The following is an 18,725-nucleotide window of genomic DNA, read 5'->3' as shown; positions in this document are numbered from 1 at the left end:
ATGCTGGCCTATATTGTTCGTCGACTGCTGCTGATCATCCCGACGCTGTTCGGCATTTTGCTGATCAACTTTGTGATCATCCAGGCTGCGCCCGGTGGCCCGGTGGAGCAGATGATCGCCAAGCTCGAAGGCTTTGAAGGCGCCACCAGCCGGATTGCCGGTGGCGGTGCCGAAGTCTCGGTGGCCGGCTCCAGCTATCGCGGCGCCCAGGGCCTGGACCCGGCGCTGGTGAAGGAAATCGAGAAGATGTACGGCTTCGACAAGTCGGCGCCGGAACGCTTGTGGATCATGGTCAAGAACTACGCCCGGCTGGATTTTGGCGACAGCTTCTTCCGCGACGCCAAGGTCATCGACCTGATCAAGGAAAAGATGCCGGTGTCCATCTCACTCGGGTTGTGGAGCACCCTGATCATGTACCTGGTGTCGATACCCCTGGGGATCGCCAAGGCTACGCGGCACGGCAGCCACTTTGACGTGTGGACCAGCTCGGCGATCATCGTCGGCTATGCGATCCCGGCGTTCCTGTTTGCGATCCTGCTGATCGTGGTGTTCGCCGGCGGCAGTTACTTCGACTGGTTTCCGTTACGCGGGCTCACGTCCAACAACTTTGATGAATTGAGCTGGGGCGGCAAGATCCTCGATTACTTCTGGCACCTCGCCCTGCCCGTGACGGCTTTGGTGATCGGCAACTTCGCGACCATGACCCTGCTCACCAAAAACAGCTTTCTGGACGAGATCAACAAACAGTACGTGGTCACCGCCAAGGCCAAGGGCCTGACCAATCACCGCGTGCTCTACGGCCACGTGTTTCGCAACGCGATGCTGCTGGTGATCGCTGGCTTCCCGTCGGCCTTTATCGGCATCTTCTTTACCGGCTCGTTGCTGGTGGAAGTGATCTTCTCCCTCGACGGCCTGGGCCTGATGAGCTTTGAAGCGGCGATCAACCGCGACTATCCGGTGGTTTTTGGCACGCTGTTTATCTTCACCCTGCTGGGGCTGGTGGTGAAACTGATCGGTGACCTCACCTACACCCTGGTCGATCCGCGTATCGACTTCGCCAGCCGGGAGCATTGAGATGAATCTATCCCCCTCAATCGTCGGCGGTTCGAACGTTTCAAGGCCAACAAGCGTGGCTGGTGGTCGCTATGGCTGTTCCTGATTCTATCCGGCCTGAGCCTGGGTGCCGAGCTGATCGCCAACGACAAGCCGCTGGCGGTGCATTACGACGGCGACTGGTATTTCCCGGCGCTCAAGCGCTACCCCGAGACCACCTTCGGCGGCGAATTCCCGCTGGAAGCCAACTACAAGAGCCCGTATATCCAGGAGCTGCTCAAAGCCAAGGATGCCTGGACGTTGTGGGCGCCGATCCCGTTCAGCTACCAGAGCATCAACTACGACCTGAAAGTCCCGGCGCCCGCGCCGCCGTCACGGGACAACCTGCTGGGCACCGATGACCAGGGCCGCGATGTACTGGCACGGGTGATCTACGGGTTCAGGATTTCCGTGCTGTTTGCCCTGACGTTGACCGTACTCAGTTCGATCATCGGCGTGATCGCCGGGGCCTTGCAGGGTTTCTACGGTGGCTGGGTCGACCTGGCCGGGCAGCGCTTCCTGGAGATCTGGTCGGGCTTGCCGGTGCTGTATTTGCTGATCATCCTCGCCAGTTTCGTGCAGCCCAATTTCTGGTGGCTGCTGGGGATCATGCTGCTGTTTTCCTGGATGAGCCTGGTGGACGTGGTGCGCGCCGAATTCCTGCGCGGGCGTAATCTGGAATACGTGCGGGCGGCGCGGGCGCTGGGGATGCAGAACGGCGCGATCATGTTCCGCCATATCCTGCCCAACGCCATGGTCTCCACCATGACCTTCATGCCGTTCATCCTGACCGGCGCCATCGGCACCCTCACCGCCCTGGACTTCCTGGGCTTTGGCCTGCCGGCCGGCTCGCCGTCCCTGGGTGAGCTGGTGGCCCAGGGCAAATCCAACCTGCAGGCGCCGTGGCTGGGCATGAGTGCGTTTGCCGTGCTGGCGATCATGTTGAGTTTGCTGGTGTTTATCGGCGAGTCCGCTCGCGATGCCTTCGACCCGAGGAAATGAGATGAATCAGGACAATCTGATCGAAGTCCGCGACCTCTCCGTCGAGTTCGTCGTAGGCAACACCCACCAGCGTGTGGTGAACAACGTCAGCTTCGATATCAAGCGCGGCGAAACCCTGGCGCTGGTGGGCGAAAGCGGCTCGGGCAAGTCGGTCACGGCGCACTCGATCCTGCGCCTGCTGCCCTACCCGCTGGCACGACACCCGTCGGGGACGATCCAGTACGCCAACCACGATTTGCTGACCCTGAAAGAAAAGACCATCCGGCATATCCGCGGCAACCGGATTGCGATGATCTTCCAGGAGCCGATGACCTCGCTGAACCCGCTGCACTCCATCGAGAAGCAGATCAACGAAGTGCTCGGCCTGCATAAGGGCTTGACCGGCAAGGTCGCCACCAAACGCACCCTGGAGCTGCTGGAACTCGTAGGCATCCCCGAGCCCCACAAGCGTCTCAAGGCCCTGCCCCACGAGCTGTCCGGCGGCCAGCGCCAGCGGGTGATGATCGCCATGGCCCTGGCCAATGAGCCGGAGCTGCTGATTGCCGACGAACCGACCACGGCGCTCGACGTCACCGTACAGTTGAAGATCCTGGAGCTGCTCAAAGAGTTGCAGGCGCGCCTGGGCATGGCCTTGCTGTTGATCAGTCATGACCTGAACCTGGTCAGGCGCATTGCCCACCGGGTATGTGTGATGCAAAAAGGCTGCATCGTCGAACAGGCCGAATGCGAAACCCTGTTCCAGTCGCCGCAGCATCCGTACACCCAGGAGCTGCTGGCAGCCGAGCCCAGCGGCGGCCCTGCCACCAATGAAATTGGCCCTCCGCTGCTCGAAGTCGACGACCTGAAGGTCTGGTTCCCGATCAAAAAAGGCTTCCTGCGCAATACCGTCGATTACGTCAAGGCAGTGGACGGCATCAACTTCAGCCTGCCCCAGGGCCAGACCCTTGGCATCGTCGGTGAAAGTGGTTCGGGCAAGTCCACTTTAGGCCTGGCGATTTTGCGGCTGATTGCGAGCAAGGGTGGCATTCGCTTCGAAGGTCATCAGATGGACAAACTCAGCCAGCAGCAGGTGCGCCCGCTGCGCCGGGAAATGCAGGTGGTGTTCCAGGACCCGTTTGGCAGCCTGAGCCCGCGCATGTGCGTGAGCGAAATCGTCGGCGAAGGCCTGCGCATCCACAAGATGGGGACTGCCGCCGAGCAGGAAGCGGCGATTATCGCCGCGCTCAAGGAAGTAGGCCTGGACCCGGAAACCCGCAATCGCTACCCCCACGAGTTTTCCGGCGGCCAACGCCAGCGCATCGCTATTGCCCGCGCGTTGGTGCTCAAGCCACGTCTGATTTTGCTGGATGAACCGACCTCGGCCCTCGACCGGACCGTGCAACGCCAGGTGGTGGAACTGCTGCGCAACCTGCAGGCCAAGTACAACCTGACCTACCTGTTCATCAGCCACGACCTCGCCGTGGTCAAGGCCTTGAGTCACCAGCTGATGGTGGTCAAGCACGGGCAGGCGGTGGAGCAAGGGGATGCACCTGCGATCTTCGCCAACCCCCAGCATGCCTACACCCGGCAACTGCTCGAGGCAGCGTTCCTGGTGCCCGGCCCCTAGCAGTAGAACCACCGTAGCAGCTGTCGAGCCCCAGCGAGGCTGCGTCAGGCGCGCCTCGGTGCAATGCCAGGCTCGATAACAGCGGTGCGACTAACGCAGCCTCGCTGGGGCTCGACAGCTGCTACGCCATTGGGTGTCAGAAATCGGTAGAGGCCGACAACTCACGCCAGGCGGCGGTCTCTTCCTTGACGTAGGCCAGCTTGGCCTCGATCGCCTGCAACGTGTCGGTGCCCAAGGCCAGGCGCATCGGTGGATGCGGCGCTTCCACCAATTTGATCATGGCCACAGCCAGCAGCTCCGGATTACCCGGTTGCTGCTGGTTGTAGACCTTGGCCAGCTTGCGCACCTCGCCGGAGGTGGCGGCATAATCGTCGATGATCAAGGGCGACTCCACCAGGGAGTTGCCGTCCAGGAAATCGGTACGGAAATAACCCGGCTCCACCACCGTCACCTTGACGCCCAAGGGGGCGAGTTCTGCGTGCAGCGCTTCGCTCAAACCTTCAACAGCAAACTTGGTCGAGCAATACGTGCCGAATCCCGCCCCCGAACGGAAGCCGCCTACCGACGAAATATTGATCACATGCCCACTGCGCGCCTGGCGCATGAACGGCAATACACCCCGTGTGACATTGAGCAGGCCGAAGACATTGGTTTCGTACAAGCGGCGAACCTCATCGGCAGACGCCTCCTCCACCGCACCCAGTAAGCCAAAACCGGCATTGTTGACCAACACATCGATGCGCCCGAAGTGCTCGACGGCGGCGCGGGCAACGTCGGCTGCCTGGGTTTCGTCGGTCACATCCAACTGCACGGCCAGCAGGCCAGGTTGGGCGCCGAAACGCTCGATGACTGTCTGGGCATTACGGGCCGTTGCCACCACTGCATCGCCGTGGGCCAGTGCCGCTGCGACGATTTTCGCGCCGATGCCTCGGGAAGCCCCGGTTACCAACCAAACACGCTTGAAGGAATGTGCCGTTGTCATGATCCGTACCTGATGGAGTGAAAGTGAAGTAAAGGTACGCCGTGGCATTAGCCGGAAAAATCGTCTCGTGCTACAAGCACTATGAAACTCTCTTTCATAATGGTCCGTGAATGAACCTTGATCCCTTCAATGGCTTGACCGAGTTCCTCGCAGTGGCTGAGCTTAAGAACTTCACTCAAGCCGCCGCGCGCCTGGGGGTTACGCCGACGGCGGTCAGCCATGCGGTAAAAACCCTGGAGAAGCGCACGGGTGTAGTGCTGTTCCAACGCACCACGCGCCGGGTGGCGCTGACTGAGGCCGGAATGACGCTTTACAGCCGCCTGCGCCCCGCCGCCGGAGAAATCGACGACGCGCTGGCGGCCCTCAGTGGCTACCGCGACCGCCCCATGGGCACCTTGCGCCTGACGGTGCCGAGGTTGTCGGGCAAGCTGCTGATCGAGCCGTTGATTCCACGCTTTCGTGAGGCGTTTCCGGATGTGGTGCTCGATATTTCCCTGGACGATGCCGCCGTGGATCTGGTGACTCAGGGCTTCGACGCCGGTATTCGCCTGGGGGAATCCATCGACAAGGATATGGTCGCCGTACGCCTGACACCGGACTTGAAGTGGTCGGTGGTGGGCTCTCCCGACTACTTCGCCAAGGCCGGCAAGCCGACAACGCCGGAAGAGCTCACCGCCCATGAAACTATCGGCTATCGCTTCCTGACGTCGGGCATGGCTCACCGCTGGGAATTCGAGCGGGCGGGCCGGGAATTCACGGTCGGCGTTCAAGGCGGGCTGATCGTCAATGACCGCAACCTGATGATCGCCGCCGCGCGCGCCGGCCAGGGCCTGGCGTACGTGAGTGATTTCGAGGTCATGGAGGACCTGGCTTCAGGCGCACTGGAACCCGTGCTGCAATCTTTCGTACCGCCAAGCAGCGGGCTGTACCTGTATTTCCCCGCCCGAACCCAGAGCCAACCGAAACTGCGGGCCTTTATCGACCTGGCCACCGCGTGGATTGCCGAGAAGCGTGGGCTCTGACAGCGCCGCAAAAGCAAACCAATATCATTTGCGCAGCGCCCGGCCCTTTGGTTTAATCGCGACCAATTCTTATTTACGCCAAGGCTTCTACGCCACATGGATACTGTGTCGACCTCGCCCACCTCATTCAGCGACCTCTACGGCAATCACCATTCCTGGCTGCTGGGGCTGCTGCGCAGGCGCCTGAGCAATCGCTGGGATGCGGCGGACCTGGCCCACGACACGTTTATCCGGGTGCTCAAGCGTCCGCCTGCCGACACCGATGAGACGCGGGAGCGCTCCTACTTGGCCACCATCGCCCGGGGGCTGTGCATCGATCACTGGCGCCGGCGCCAACTGGAACAGGCGTGGCTGCAAAGCCTCGCGGATCGGCCGCAAGCCCTGCAACCTTCGCCGGAACAACGGGCGATCATCGTCGAAACCCTCTACGAAGTGGACGCCATGCTCGCCCGACTGCCCCACAAGGTGCGCGAAGCGTTTTTACTGGCACAGTTACACGGCATGCCCTACAAGCAGATCGGTGAGCAACTCGGGGTGGGCGAACGGATGGTGAAAAAATACCTGGCCCAGGCGCTGCTGCATTGCGCGGTGCTCGAAGCGGAACTGGACGGGATGCTCGTGGAGTGACCAGCCCCGGAAAACTCAGCCATGTCAGCCTGGAACAGGCGGCCCAGTGGTATGTACGCCTGCAGGATCAGCCCGAGGCTGCCCAGCACTGGCAGGCATGGCTGCGACAAAGTCCGGAACACCAGGCCGCCTGGGGTTATGTAGAGCGGGTCAGCCAACGCTTTGCCCCGTTGGCCGAGCAATCCCACAGCGCCAGCCGTGCGTTGCGCAGCTCTCGGCGCCAGACGCTCAAGACCCTGCTGGTGTTGTGTGCCGGCTCAACGCTGGCCTGGGGCACCTGGCGCAACACCGCCCTGCCACGGCTGGTGGGCGGCTGGAATGCCGACTACGCCACCGCTGGAGGTGAAACCCGCGAAGCGCTGCTGGACGATGGCAGTCGTCTGTGGTTGAACGCCTTGAGCGCCCTGGATGTACGTTTTGACCGGGGCCAGCGCTTGCTGCACCTGCGTTTCGGCGAAGTGCTGATTGAGACCGCCAAGGACCCGACCCGCCCGTTCCTGGTGGAGACTCAACAGGGTCGCCTGCGGGCACTCGGCACCCGCTTCAGCGTGGTGCAGGACGGCGACAGCACCTTGCTCAATGTGTTTGAAGGCCGGGTTGAAGTGCGCACTGCCGCGAGCCATCAGGTACAGATCATTGAGGCCGGGAAACAAGTGGCCTTCACCCGCGACGGGTTCAACCTTAACTCACCCGCATCCGCCACCCGTGAGGCCTGGAGCCGTGGCGTGTTGCTGGCCGACAACCTGCCGCTTGGCGAACTGATCGCCGAACTCAACCGTTTTCGCTCCGGCCACCTGGGTTGTGATCCAGCCGTGGCGCAACTGCCGGTGATGGGCTCGTTCCCCCTCAAAGACAGCGACCACGCACTGCGCCTGCTACAGGCCGCGCTGCCGATTCAGGTCGACACACTCATGCCGTGGTGGGTCACGGTCAGGCCCAAACACCCAAGCGCATAAAAACTTTCAGCCGTCAGTTCCCTTTTCCAAAACTCGTTCGGTTAACCCAGCAGATGCTTTCAATTCGCCGATCGATTTGATCCAAAGGGAATGTTCATGTCGCAACCCGCTCGCTTCACTTTGCGCCCGCTGGCGCTGGCCGTTACTGCTACCTTGTTGTGCCTGGGCGCGCTCGACGCGCAAGCCGCCGAGTCGCCGTCGACTCAGGAAACCGCCCGCCACTACACCATCGCCGCGGGTTCTTTGGTCAACGTGCTGAACAGCTTCGCCGAGCAGTCAGGGATCTTTTTCGCCGGCCACAACAGCCTGGCCAGCGGCAAAACCAGCCCGGGCCTCAACGGCAGCTACACCCCGGCCAGCGGTTTGCAACGGCTGTTGCAAGGCAGCGGCCTGCAGGCCGTGCCCCAGGGCAACAACGGCTACGTGCTGGAGTTGATTCCAGCCAACACCGGCGCCCTGGAGCTGGGCGCCACCACCATCTCCGGCGAAGGCCTGGGCGCCACTACCGAAGACACTCACGCCTACACCACCGGCGCCATGGCCTCGGCCACCGGCCTGGCGCTGTCGATGCGTGAGACACCGCAATCGGTGACGGTCATCACCCGCCAGCAAATGGATGACCAGGGTTCCACCAGCATCGCCGACACCCTGCGTCGTGCGCCCGGCGTGAGCGTGCAGAACTACGACAGCGAGCGCTGGGAGTTTTCCAGCCGCGGCCTGCCGATCACCAACTTCCAGTACGACGGGGTCAACTCCACCTACGACGGCGTGTATGACTACGGCACCACCAGCACCGACATGGCGGTGTATGACCGCCTGGAAATCATCAAGGGTTCGGCCGGCCTGATGTCCGGTTCGGGCGACCCCTCGGCCACGGTCAACCTGATTCGCAAAAAGCCCACCCGGGATTTCAAGGCCTCGGTCACCCAGACGTTCGGCTCGTGGGACAACTACCGCACCGAAGGCGATATTTCCGGGCCACTGACCGACTCCGGCAATGTGCGCGGGCGTTTTGTCGGTGTGTATCAGGACCGCCAGTCGTACCTGGACCACTACCAGAACACCAAGGACATCGCCTACGGCATTCTCGAGGCCGACTTGACGCCCGACACCCTGCTGACCTTCGGCATCGACCAGCAGGACACCCGCTCCCGCGGCGCCAGCTGGACCGGTTTCCCGATGTACTTCAGCAACGGTTCGCGCACCGATTTCTCGCGCTCGTTTAACCCGGCTGCCGACTGGAGCCGCCGCGACTTCCAGAACCAGACCCTGTTTGCCTCGGTGGAACAAAAGCTGGCGAACGACTGGTCGCTGAAAGTCAGCCTCGACCGCAAGCGCAGCCAGCACGACACCCTGCTCGCCTCCGCCAGCGGCGGCAACCCGGACCCGGTCACGGGCGACGGGATGTACATGTTCATGGGCAAGTACAAGGGTGACCAGGTGCAAAACACCCTGGACATCAACCTCAATGGCCCCTTCAGCCTGTTCGGGCGCGAGCATGAATTGATCATGGGCTTCATGGCCACCCGCTCCAAACAGGACGTGCCGGTGTACGGCTCGATCTACCCACCCGTGGGTGGCAGCATTTACGACTGGCGCGGCGAATACCCGAAGCCTGACATTCCCCGCAGCGGCCAGAACGACATCGTGCAACGCCAGACCGGCGCGTACCTGGCCACGCGCTTGAAACCCACCGATGACTTGTCGGTGATCCTGGGTACCCGCGTCAGCAACTTCAGCGGCACCGACAACACCGACTTCTACGACCCGACCAAGGCCGACAACCGTCTCACCTACCGCCAGACGGGCGTCGTCACGCCCTATGCAGGCATCGTCTACGACCTGAATGACATCTGGTCGGTGTACACCAGCTACACCAAGATCTACAAGCCGCAGAACAGCAAGGACGCCGACCGCAAGTTGCTCGATCCGATTGAAGGTGACACCTACGAAGCCGGGCTCAAGGCAGCGTTTTTCGACGGCCGCCTGAACGCCAGTTTTGCCGCATTCCGCATCGAACAGGACAACGTCGCACAGTACGTTTCCGGGTTTGAGACCGACTCGGTGTATCGCCCGATTGCCGGCGCCACCACCAAGGGCTTTGAAGTCGAACTGGCCGGTGAAGTGCTGGACGGCTGGAACGTCTCGGCGGGCTACACCTACCAGCACAGCCGTGACGCCAACGGCGATTACGTCTATGGCTCCGTGCTGCAAACCACCACGCCGCAGCAAGTGGTGCGGCTGTTCAACACCTATCGGCTGCCCGGCGCTCTGGAAAACCTGACCGTGGGTGGCGGCGTGAATTGGCAGAGCGAGTTCTTCGGCAATGTGTTCCAGCCCGATCCCAATGACTCGGTGAATTTCGGCCACAACTCACGCATCACTCAGGACAGCTACTTCCTGGTGGACGTGATGGCGCGCTACCGCTTCAACGAGCACCTGAGCACCACGTTGAACGTGAAGAACCTGTTCGACAAAAAGTACTACACCGGCCTGGGCAACTTCGGCACCGGTTTCTACGGCGAGCCGCGCAGCCTGCAATTGGCGACCCGCTGGGATTTTTGAGCCCAAACGCCAGACTGCCGTAGCGCCTGCACCGGCAGTCGACTCGGGCTACACCCCATCAGGAAGGTACGTCTTTTGTTCTTGCCCGGCCCATCCGACGATGCAGGCTCCGGTCGCCCATAGCACATGGGCGACCTTGCACAGAGCCTGAACGCCATGGATGATTTACCCTTTCTGTCCCACCTGTTGAAGAACATCTCGCCCTCCGCCCTGGAACTGATCAAGCGCCAGGCATTGCGCCTCAAGGATGACCAAGCGTTGATCGCCGAGCTGATCGCCGGGTTGATCAGCCTGGTTGCCCAGGGCACCGCACCGGCCACCGACCCCATTCTGGTCAGCGTGCCCGAACACACCATGCTCGGTCAGTGGGCGCGCCTCTTCTGCGATGCCATCGGCCGCCCAGCCTTTCGTGAGTGGGCCTCACGCCATGACCTGGAACTGGCAAGCCTGGTGTTTCGGGGCGGCGATTTGCAGGCCAATATCCTGGAAGGCACGGTCAAAACACCGTACACCTTCACCCTGAACAAAGACTCGGACTGGTGGCGTGTCGCGAATCCGATCCTGGAGGTGGTGCAGATTATCGACACGGTCAACGCCGGCTTGCCGTTCATGGACAACCCCGTCGAGCCTCATTCGCGAAAATTGCCGCTGAACCTGGTATTGCCGTTCTACGGCTACCCGGTACCGACCAATCATTTGCAGGCCCAGGTGATTCTCGAAGAGATCCACACCCTTGACACGCTGCCCGGTGTCGATGAAAGCGGGCGCCTCAAATCAACCCTGCGCAAGCGCCTGACCGAGGAGCAGCGGGATTACCAGCAACTGGCCGACGCGCTGCAGACGCTCCTGGGGCAAAGCACAAACGGCAGCCCGCCTTTCGATTGGCTCCAGCTCTACCTGCAACGATGCAGCCTGGACTCGGACTCGATGCTGTCGAGCACGTTAAAATACGCGGCACAGCTGCTTGACGCCGTGACGCAAGGGGAAGAATTCGCGAGCCTCAACCTGTCGAGTGAAGGCGCAGTAACCACCTACCGCTACTCCGTCGACCAAAAAGCAGTGATTGCCGTGATCGACGACCGAGAGGTGAACAGCTCGCCCCTGGATCGCTCCAATAACTCGCCGCTGAACCAGCAATGGGACGAACTCGAGCGCCTGGCCAATCTCGCCCATACCGACGTATTGCCGGACGCCAGCCTCACCCTGGCCGCGCTGATGACGGTATATCGGCTGCCCCGGCCCGCCAGCGCAGAGGAAGCCCTGGCTCTGATCGAACAGCTACGCGCCACCACGGCTGCCACGTTTCCCTACGTCAGCTCGGCGGCGCACTCATTGATGGCCGTCAGCAAACACACGCGGCATATCGCAGTGCTCAACGACCGCTACACCATGCGGGCAGCACTCAAGTCGATCACCCTCGATACACAGCTCAACAGCACCCTGGACATGACCTTCAACCTGGCCCTGGGCTCACCCTTTTTCGGGTTGATCGACAAAGGCGCGCAATTGCTCGCCGGCCTGCGCCAGGAAGCGGCCTTTCAACGCGTGAGCGCCAGACGCCAGTTCGACCTTGCCCGGGTATACGTACTGAACGCGGACGGCGACCTCAGTGGCTACGCGCTGGACGATACCCCCAAGGTACTCACCCGTACCGACACGCCGCTCTCAAGCCTGACCTCGATGGCCGAGCCCTTACTGGAGCTGGCCCGCCAATCCGGCGGGCGCATCAGCAGCGATGGCCAGGTCAGCTTGCGACAGTTACTTAACCTGTACCAGATGGCGCTCCCCACCACCCGTGAAGAGGCGCACATCACCGCACGCCTGCTGGGCATCGCGATACTCAAGCCGCCCCGTCACGGCAACTACTGGCGGGCGTTGCAGGTGATGCCACTGCTGGCAGCGCAACGCAAACAGGTGCTGCAGACCGTCGCCGCCTTCCTGCCCAACCCGGACGTAAAACTGTTCGACTACCTGAGCGAAGTGGTCGTAGGCGAAAAAAACCGCGACCAAGTGCGCGCCGAGGCTGATCTGCTGCTGCACCAACTATTGGCGTCGCCCCGGGCCCAGGCACTGGCCGCGCGGCTGTCCGAAACCGTGGGCTGGTACGGAGAACATGCCAGCGCTGCGAACACCCGTGCCAGCCGCAACGCACTGTTGTTTGCCGCACTGATTCTCAGCCTGGACGCGAACGCCGGTACGCGGCGGGCCACTGTCGCTGGTTACGACCTGACTGATTCCCACAACTGGGGCCTGACCTTCGATGAAGTACTTGGCGTCGTAGAAGCCATGGTCCAGTTCAAGGTCTTGCGCACCAACGCCGTGCCCATGGCCACGCACCTGCTGCTGGCGGGCACCGCTCCGGAATTCCTGGTACGGGACATTCCTGATGAGGTGTCGTACATGAGTTCCCATACCTGGGTGCATTTCAAGCAATACGTAGACCTGATCGAAGCTGAAACACCAGGCGCGTCAAGGGCCATGCGCTTCACTGACTTCATGGCGATGATCTACTTCATCATTCCTTCCCGCAGGGTCCGCCGGGGCAGCCTGCCGATTACCGATTGGGCCGTGGCCAACGGGGTGCTGGTCAAAAGCATCGAGCCTCGCGATACCGCCGAAAAGAATCGCGCCATTGCCGCGTTGAACGAGCAGATCAACCTGCTGCAGGTCAGTTCCGAGTTGCTGAAGAACGGGCATATCAGCCTGTATGAGATGGCCTTGCAGGATCTTCAGCGGGTGTTTGCCGGCAACCCCTACCTGGAGCGATGGGTCATACAATGGCAGGCCAGGCCAGGTACGCACCCGCCGCCGGGCATCGCCGCCAACACCGCCGTTTCGCTGGTTCAGTTGCACATGGCAGGCCAGCTGACCAAGGGCACTACGCAATGGCGCTCGACCGTCAAGGACGTGGATTTCGCCAGCATGGCGCCACGGTTCGATGAGTTGGGGTCGATCCATTCCGCCTTTGCCACCGAGTTCGAGAAACGCTACACGGCGGTGCGCGCAGCGCTGATACAGTCGATCATGTATTGGATGTCACAACTGACCCTGCTGAGTCGTGAAGCTATGGAGTATGGCAAGCTGGAATTCCATCGCCTGCAAACCCCGCGCACCAGCGCGGGCGGGCAACCACCGGGCATCGGGCGATTCGGGGTGCTGGTGCTGTGTCAGTACGCCCGCGACAAACGCTTCTACGAGTTTTTCCCAAAGCAACTGAAGGTTGCCCCACTACCGGACCTGACCCTGCAAACGTTCGAGCAGGCCCTGCGCACCGGCAATACCCAAGGCAGCCCGCTGCCGATCGATTGGTCAGCGTACGCGCGCGGCACCCTTCCCAACGGGCAGCAACAAGCGACGGTCATCGCCCAACGTTTTGCCGAGCTGCCTGCCGTCTATGGGCCGGGCCCTGCGGTGCCCAACACCTTCACCTCGCCACGCAGCCTGGCCATAGCCAGTATCGTGATTGACCAACATTTGCTGGCAGGCGCCGATGAGGCGCGAGCGGCGGCGAGGCAACCCCTTTCCCTGGCAGACGCCATCAACGGCGTAGATCCGCGGGTCGGTTTCCTGCGCAGAATGGAACCCGAAACCATGAAATGAAACGTTGCAGGCCGGTTTCTGTGTAATTATTCACTGCATTGTTTCCCGGTGAGACTTGTAGTGATGCGATCGCCCCTCGAACCGACTGCCCCTTCCTTCTGGCGCGACGAACGCCTGCCGTTCATTGAGGCGCGGACCATCGCCGACGGGCGAAAGGTCTGCTACACCCGCCACGCCCACGAGCACTTTTCCATCGGTGCGATCACGTCCGGGCAGAGCCTGTACATCCATGGGACATCGACCCTCAAGATCAGCACCGGCACCGTGGTCTTGATGAACCCCGGGGATGTCCACGCCTGCAACCCCATTGATGATCTGCCCTGGTCCTATCACATGCTGTATATCGATACGGCCTGGCTGACCGACCTGCAGCACCAGCTGGGTTTCAGCAAGGACCAGGACTTTCGACCGTTCACCGCCACGCACACCACGGATATCGCGTTGTACAGCGGGCTGAACGAGCTGTATGAGGTGCTGGTGGACAACCACGCCGAACACCTGCACAAGCAGAGTGCGGTGGTGAGTTTTTTCACCGACGTGCAGCAGCGTCTCAATCCTTCGACAACCCCGGTGCGTGAGGTTAATCACAAACTGGAGCGCGCCGCCGACTATATTCGCGAGCATTGCACCGAGGCCCTAAAGCTGGAGGATATTTGCCTGGCGGCCGAGCTGTCGCCGTCCTACCTGATCCGTGCGTTCAAACAGTATTACGGCATGACGCCCCATGCATTCCTGGTCAACCGGCGCATCCAGTTTGCTCGCACCCAGTTACGCAACGGCCAGTTGATCGCCGACGTCGCACTGGCAGCCGGCTTTTCTGACCAGGCGCATTTCCAGCGCACGTTCAAACAGCACCTGGCGGCGACGCCCGGGCAATATCGCGGCTGACTCAGGCCAGCAGCAGATACCCCACGCTGGCCACCAGCAACCCGGCCATGGAGCGATTGAACAGGCGCATGCCCTGGGGGTTGCTCAGGTAACGGCGCAGGAACGTCCCGGCGTACGCCCAGCACGCCACCGACAGGTAGCAAATCACCAGGTAGATCGCCGCAAACAGCCAGACTTGCCGGGCATCACCATCGGCGACAAACAGCCCCATGCCTGCCACACACGCCAGCCAGGCCTTGGGGTTGAGCCACTGCATGATCGCGCCGTAGAGCATCGAGGGCGCCGTGGCCGTGCCTTCAGCGTCCAGTCGCCCATCGTCCACCGCCAGCTTCCAGGCCATGTACAACAGGAACGCCACCCCGCCCCATTGAATCAGCTGGGTCAGCAGCGGCCAGCGCACCAATACTTCATGCAGCCCCAGGCCAATCAGCACCAGCAGCAAGGTGAACCCCAGCGCGGCCCCGGCCACGTGCTTCTGGCTGGCGGCAAACCCAAAGCGCGCCCCTGAACTGATGGCCACGACATTCACCGGTCCCGGCGTGATGGAGGTGGCCAGGGCGAAGGCGGCCATGGAAATGATCAAGCTCATTGCAGTTCCTTGTTGTTGTGCAGGTATGAGCTGAACCTTAAGGGGAAGACGGATCGCGGTATTGAAGAAAATGACCCTGGCGAGACTACTCCCCCGTCATCCGCTCCAGGCTGTTGCTCAAGTGCAACAGCATGGCGGCTCTGGCCGCGTCCGGGTCCTGCCGGCGAATGGCTTTCAGGATCGCCTCGTGCTCAAGGTTCGCCAGCCGACCCAGCTCCATCAGATCCGCGTCACCGCGCTCTTCGGCGTTGATTCGGGTGCGCGGGATTACCGAATTGCCCAGGTGATAAATCACGTCGGTGAAATAGGTATTGCCGGTGGCCTGGGCGATCAAGCGATGGAAGCGCACATCGGGTTCAACGGCGCTGTCGTTGTTGGCCAGTGAGTCCTGGTAGTCATCCAGCGCCTGGCGCATCTGCTGCAATTGTTCGTCGGTGCGGCGCAGGGCCGCCAGTGCGGCCGCTTGGGTCTCCAGGCCCATGCGCAGCTCAAGAATGCCGCGCACGCTGGCAGCGGTGTCATGGGTCAGGTGCAGGCCCTGGCGTTCGTCGCGCGCCAGCACAAAGGTGCCGACACCGTGGCGGGTTTCTACAAGCCCTGCGGCCTGCAATTTGGAGAGCGCTTCGCGCACCACCGTGCGACTGACGCCGTACTCACCCACGATGGCCGATTCGGACGGCAGTTTTTCACCCGGCGCCATTTGCCCCAGGAGAATCTGCTGGGTCAACGCGGTAACGATGTCGTGAGCAAGGCCCGGGGAGCGCTTGCGATGAGGTGCCGAGCTGGGGTTTTGCATCAGGAATTCCGTTGAAGGGCGCCTGGCAATACTAGCATTCTTAAACGAGCCAACTTGTATGACAACAAACAAATACCTGTAGGAGCGAGCTTGCTCGCGAAAAAACCTGCAGCACCGCAAACATTCAAGAATACCGCGTAATTGTTGATTATTTTCGCGAGCAAGCTCGCTCCTACAAAGGGTTGCCATCTCTGAAATTGCAGTTGTATGATGTCTATCAAGTTGTCAGACATCTCTGGTAACCCAAGCACTTCCCCGCACAACAATAATCAGTGGGAGTTTGACCTAGTGACCCCTTCCAGCCCTGCGACAGCTGCGCCTGCCACCGACCCGGTCTTGGCCCGCGCGATCAAGAAAGTGAAGAGCCACGTGCTCCCGCTCTTCGTGATCATGTTCATCGTCAACTACATCGACCGCGTCAACATCGGCTTTGTGCGTACCCATATGGAGCACGACCTGGGCATTGGTGCGGCCGCCTACGGCTTCGGCGCCGGGTTGTTTTTCATCGGCTACGCGCTGTTCGAAGTGCCGTCCAACATGCTTCTGCAAAAAGTCGGCGCACGCATCTGGCTGACCCGCATCATGTTCACCTGGGGCATCACCGCGACGTTGATGGCCTTTATCCAGAACGAAACCCACTTCTACATCCTGCGCTTCCTGCTGGGCGTGGCCGAAGCCGGCTTCTTCCCTGGGGTGATTTACTATTTCACCCGCTGGTTGCCCGGTGTCGAACGCGGCAAGGCGATTGCGATTTTCCTCAGCGGCTCGGCCCTCGCCTCGCTGATCTCCGGCCCCTTGTCCGGCGTGCTGTTGCAAATCACCGGCCTTGGCCTGCACGGCTGGCAGTGGATGTACATCATCGAAGGCATGGCCTCGGTGCTGCTGTGCTTTTTCGTGTGGTTCTGGCTGGACTCCAAGCCCCACGACGCCAAGTGGCTCAGCCTTGAAGAAAAGGATGCGCTGGTGGGCGAGATCGACCGCGAGCAACGTGAGCGTGATGCCGCCACCACGGTCAAGCCGACCCTGGGCAAGTTGCTTAAGGACCGCCAGATCATGCTGTTCTGCGCCTTGTACTTCTGCATCCAGCTCACCATCTACGCCGCCACTTTCTGGCTGCCGAGCATCATCAAAAAGATGGGCGACCTGAGCGACATCCAGGTGGGTTTCTACAACTCGATCCCGTGGTTGATCTCGATCATCGCGATGTACGCTTTCGCTGCATTGGCGGGCAAGTTCAAGTTCCAGCAAGCGTGGGTCGCGGCGGCATTGTTGATCGCTGCGGTCGGGATGTTCCTGTCCACCACCGGCGGGCCGATCTTTGCCTTTATTGCCATCTGCTTTGCGGCGATTGGCTTCAAGTCGGCCTCCTCGCTGTTTTGGCCGATTCCCCAGGGTTACCTGGATGCACGCATCGCCGCAGCGGTGATCGCGCTGATCAACTCCATCGGCAACCTGGGCGGGTTTGTAGCGCCCACCACCTTTGGTTTCCTGGAACAGACCACCGGCTCGATCCAGGGCGGCCTGTATGGCCTGGCGGGCACTTCGATCCTTGCGGCCATCCTGGTGTTTTTCGCCAGGACACTGCCTGCGCCGACCGCCAGCAGGGTGCTGCAACCCGCCCCCGTCTTGAGCAAATAAGGACTACACGATGAACACAGAACACCAGCACCACGCCAACGGCGCCCCAGTCGTTACCGGCCTGCAAGTCATCCCGGTGGCCGGCCACGACAGCATGCTGCTCAACCTCAGCGGCGCCCACGGGCCGTTTTTCACGCGCAATATCGTGATCCTTACCGACAGCGCCGGCCGTACCGGTGTGGGTGAAGTACCGGGTGGCGAACGCATTCGCGAAACCCTGGAAGACGCCCGCAGCCTGGTGATCGGCAAGCCCATCGGCCAGTACCAGAGCATCCTCAATGCCATGCGCCAGACCTTCGCCGCGCGGGATTCGGCGGGCCGGGGTTTGCAGACGTTTGACCTGCGCATCACCATCCATGCCGTCACGGCGATGGAAGCTGCACTGCTGGACTTGCTCGGCCAATTCCTTGAAGTCCCGGTGGCAGCCCTTCTCGGCGAAGGCCAGCAACGCGACGCGGTGAAGATGCTCGGCTACCTGTTCTACATCGGTGATCGCCAGCAAACCGACCTGGCCTATCGCAGTGAAGACCATGCCGAAGACTGGTTCCGCCTGCGTCACGAACAGGCCATGACCCCCGAAGCCATCGTGCGTCTGGCAGAGGCGGCCAAGGCGCAATACGGTTTCAATGACTTCAAGCTCAAGGGCGGCGTACTGCGCGGCGCCGAAGAAATCGAAGCGGTCACGGCGCTGGCCGAGCGCTTCCCCGATGCGCGCATCACCCTGGACCCCAATGGCGCCTGGTCACTGAAAGAAGCCATCGCCCTGTGCCGCGACCAGCACCACGTACTGGCCTACGCCGAAGACCCTTGCGGTGCGGAAAACGGTTACTCCGGGCGTGAAGTCATGGCCGAATTCCGCCGCGCCACCGGGCTGCCGACCGCCACCAATATGATCGCCACCGACTGGCGGGAAATGGGTCACGCGATCCAGTTGCAGTCCGTGGACATCCCACTGGCCGATCCACACTTCTGGACCATGCAAGGCTCGGTGCGCGTGGCGCAGATGTGCCACGAGTGGGGCCTGACCTGGGGCTCGCATTCCAACAATCACTTCGATATTTCCCTGGCGATGTTCACCCAGGTGGCTGCCGCGGCACCGGGGGAAATCACCGCCATCGACACGCACTGGATCTGGCAGGACGGCCAGCGGTTGACCAAGGCTCCATTGAAGATCGTCGACGGGCATATCAAGGTGCCGGCCAAACCGGGCCTGGGCGTAGACATCGACATGGACGCCGTGGCCCACGCCCACGAACTGTACAAAGGCATGGGCCTGGGGGCACGTAATGACAGCGTGGCGATGCAATTCATGATTCCGGGCTGGACGTTCGATAACAAACGGCCGTGCCTGGTGCGCTGACC

14 protein-coding genes are annotated in these 18,725 nt (G+C 61.6%); 11 read left to right on the top strand and 3 right to left on the bottom strand.

The window, feature by feature from the left end:
• From JFU58_RS19305 to JFU58_RS19295, 3 genes are read left to right on the top strand one after another with little or no spacing between them, the layout of a single operon-like run.
• Complete coding sequence (locus JFU58_RS19305; protein WP_017477557.1) at nt 1-1,074, top strand: microcin C ABC transporter permease YejB; 1,074 nt, start codon at nt 1-3, stop codon at nt 1,072-1,074.
• 9 nt (nt 1,075-1,083) lie between these two features.
• Nucleotides 1,084-2,094, top strand: a complete 1,011-nt coding sequence (locus tag JFU58_RS19300) for a microcin C ABC transporter permease (protein ID WP_201141682.1) — start codon at nt 1,084-1,086, stop codon at nt 2,092-2,094.
• A gap of 1 nt (nt 2,095) precedes the next feature.
• Nucleotides 2,096-3,700: an ABC transporter ATP-binding protein gene (locus JFU58_RS19295; RefSeq protein WP_017477555.1), complete on the top strand. Its 1,605-nt coding sequence runs from the start codon at nt 2,096-2,098 to the stop codon at nt 3,698-3,700.
• 136 nt (nt 3,701-3,836) lie between these two features.
• Here the strand turns inward: JFU58_RS19295 and JFU58_RS19290 are convergent, their stop codons facing one another.
• Nucleotides 3,837-4,682 carry an oxidoreductase gene (locus JFU58_RS19290; protein ID WP_201141660.1) on the bottom strand — a complete coding sequence of 282 codons (846 nt, stop codon included), beginning with the start codon at nt 4,680-4,682 and terminating at the stop codon, nt 3,837-3,839.
• Between the two features lie 110 nt (nt 4,683-4,792).
• Here JFU58_RS19290 and JFU58_RS19285 point away from each other — a divergent pair, with 110 nt between their 5' ends.
• The 6 genes from JFU58_RS19285 (at nt 4,793) to JFU58_RS19260 (ending at nt 14,340) form a co-directional block, all read left to right on the top strand.
• Nucleotides 4,793-5,704, top strand: a complete 912-nt coding sequence (locus JFU58_RS19285) for a LysR family transcriptional regulator (RefSeq protein WP_063030784.1) — start codon at nt 4,793-4,795, stop codon at nt 5,702-5,704.
• A 96-nt stretch (nt 5,705-5,800) separates the two neighbouring features.
• On the top strand, nt 5,801-6,331 hold the full coding sequence (locus tag JFU58_RS19280) for a sigma-70 family RNA polymerase sigma factor (protein ID WP_063030786.1): 531 nt from the start codon (nt 5,801-5,803) through the stop codon (nt 6,329-6,331).
• Nucleotides 6,328-7,287 carry a FecR domain-containing protein gene (locus tag JFU58_RS19275; protein ID WP_201141658.1) on the top strand — a complete coding sequence of 320 codons (960 nt, stop codon included), beginning with the start codon at nt 6,328-6,330 and terminating at the stop codon, nt 7,285-7,287. Before JFU58_RS19280 ends, JFU58_RS19275 begins: the two co-directional genes overlap by 4 nt.
• A gap of 96 nt (nt 7,288-7,383) precedes the next feature.
• Entirely contained in the window at nt 7,384-9,852 is a 2,469-nt protein-coding gene (locus JFU58_RS19270) for a TonB-dependent siderophore receptor (RefSeq protein WP_201141656.1), read from the top strand.
• A 126-nt stretch (nt 9,853-9,978) separates the two neighbouring features.
• Nucleotides 9,979-13,452, top strand: a complete 3,474-nt coding sequence (locus JFU58_RS19265) for a hypothetical protein (RefSeq protein WP_242488281.1) — start codon at nt 9,979-9,981, stop codon at nt 13,450-13,452.
• 63 nt (nt 13,453-13,515) lie between these two features.
• Nucleotides 13,516-14,340, top strand: a complete 825-nt coding sequence (locus JFU58_RS19260; protein ID WP_201141678.1) for an AraC family transcriptional regulator — start codon at nt 13,516-13,518, stop codon at nt 14,338-14,340.
• Nucleotide 14,341: 1 nt separating this feature from the next.
• Here JFU58_RS19260 and JFU58_RS19255 read toward each other — a convergent pair whose 3' ends face one another.
• Nucleotides 14,342-14,929 (bottom strand): LysE family translocator, encoded by a 588-nt coding sequence (locus JFU58_RS19255; protein ID WP_201141654.1) that lies wholly within the window; start codon nt 14,927-14,929, stop codon nt 14,342-14,344.
• An 85-nt stretch (nt 14,930-15,014) separates the two neighbouring features.
• On the bottom strand, nt 15,015-15,725 hold the full coding sequence (locus JFU58_RS19250) for a FadR/GntR family transcriptional regulator (RefSeq protein WP_017477549.1): 711 nt from the start codon (nt 15,723-15,725) through the stop codon (nt 15,015-15,017).
• 288 nt (nt 15,726-16,013) lie between these two features.
• On the opposite strand from JFU58_RS19250, the gene JFU58_RS19245 reads away from it, so the two are divergent.
• The gene (locus JFU58_RS19245; protein WP_201141652.1) at nt 16,014-17,363 is read left to right on the top strand and encodes an MFS transporter; all 1,350 of its coding nucleotides are present in this window, start codon (nt 16,014-16,016) and stop codon (nt 17,361-17,363) included.
• Between the two features lie 10 nt (nt 17,364-17,373).
• The gene (gene gudD / locus JFU58_RS19240) at nt 17,374-18,723 is read left to right on the top strand and encodes a glucarate dehydratase (protein WP_177026754.1); all 1,350 of its coding nucleotides are present in this window, start codon (nt 17,374-17,376) and stop codon (nt 18,721-18,723) included.
• Nucleotides 18,724-18,725: the final 2 nt, after the last annotated feature.

It is taken from the genome of Pseudomonas sp. TH34, assembly GCF_016650865.1.
Lineage (GTDB): Bacteria > Pseudomonadota > Gammaproteobacteria > Pseudomonadales > Pseudomonadaceae > Aquipseudomonas > Aquipseudomonas yamanorum.
The sequence above is the reverse complement of the archived record's forward strand: the minus strand, read 5'-3'. Positions and strand labels throughout refer to the sequence as shown.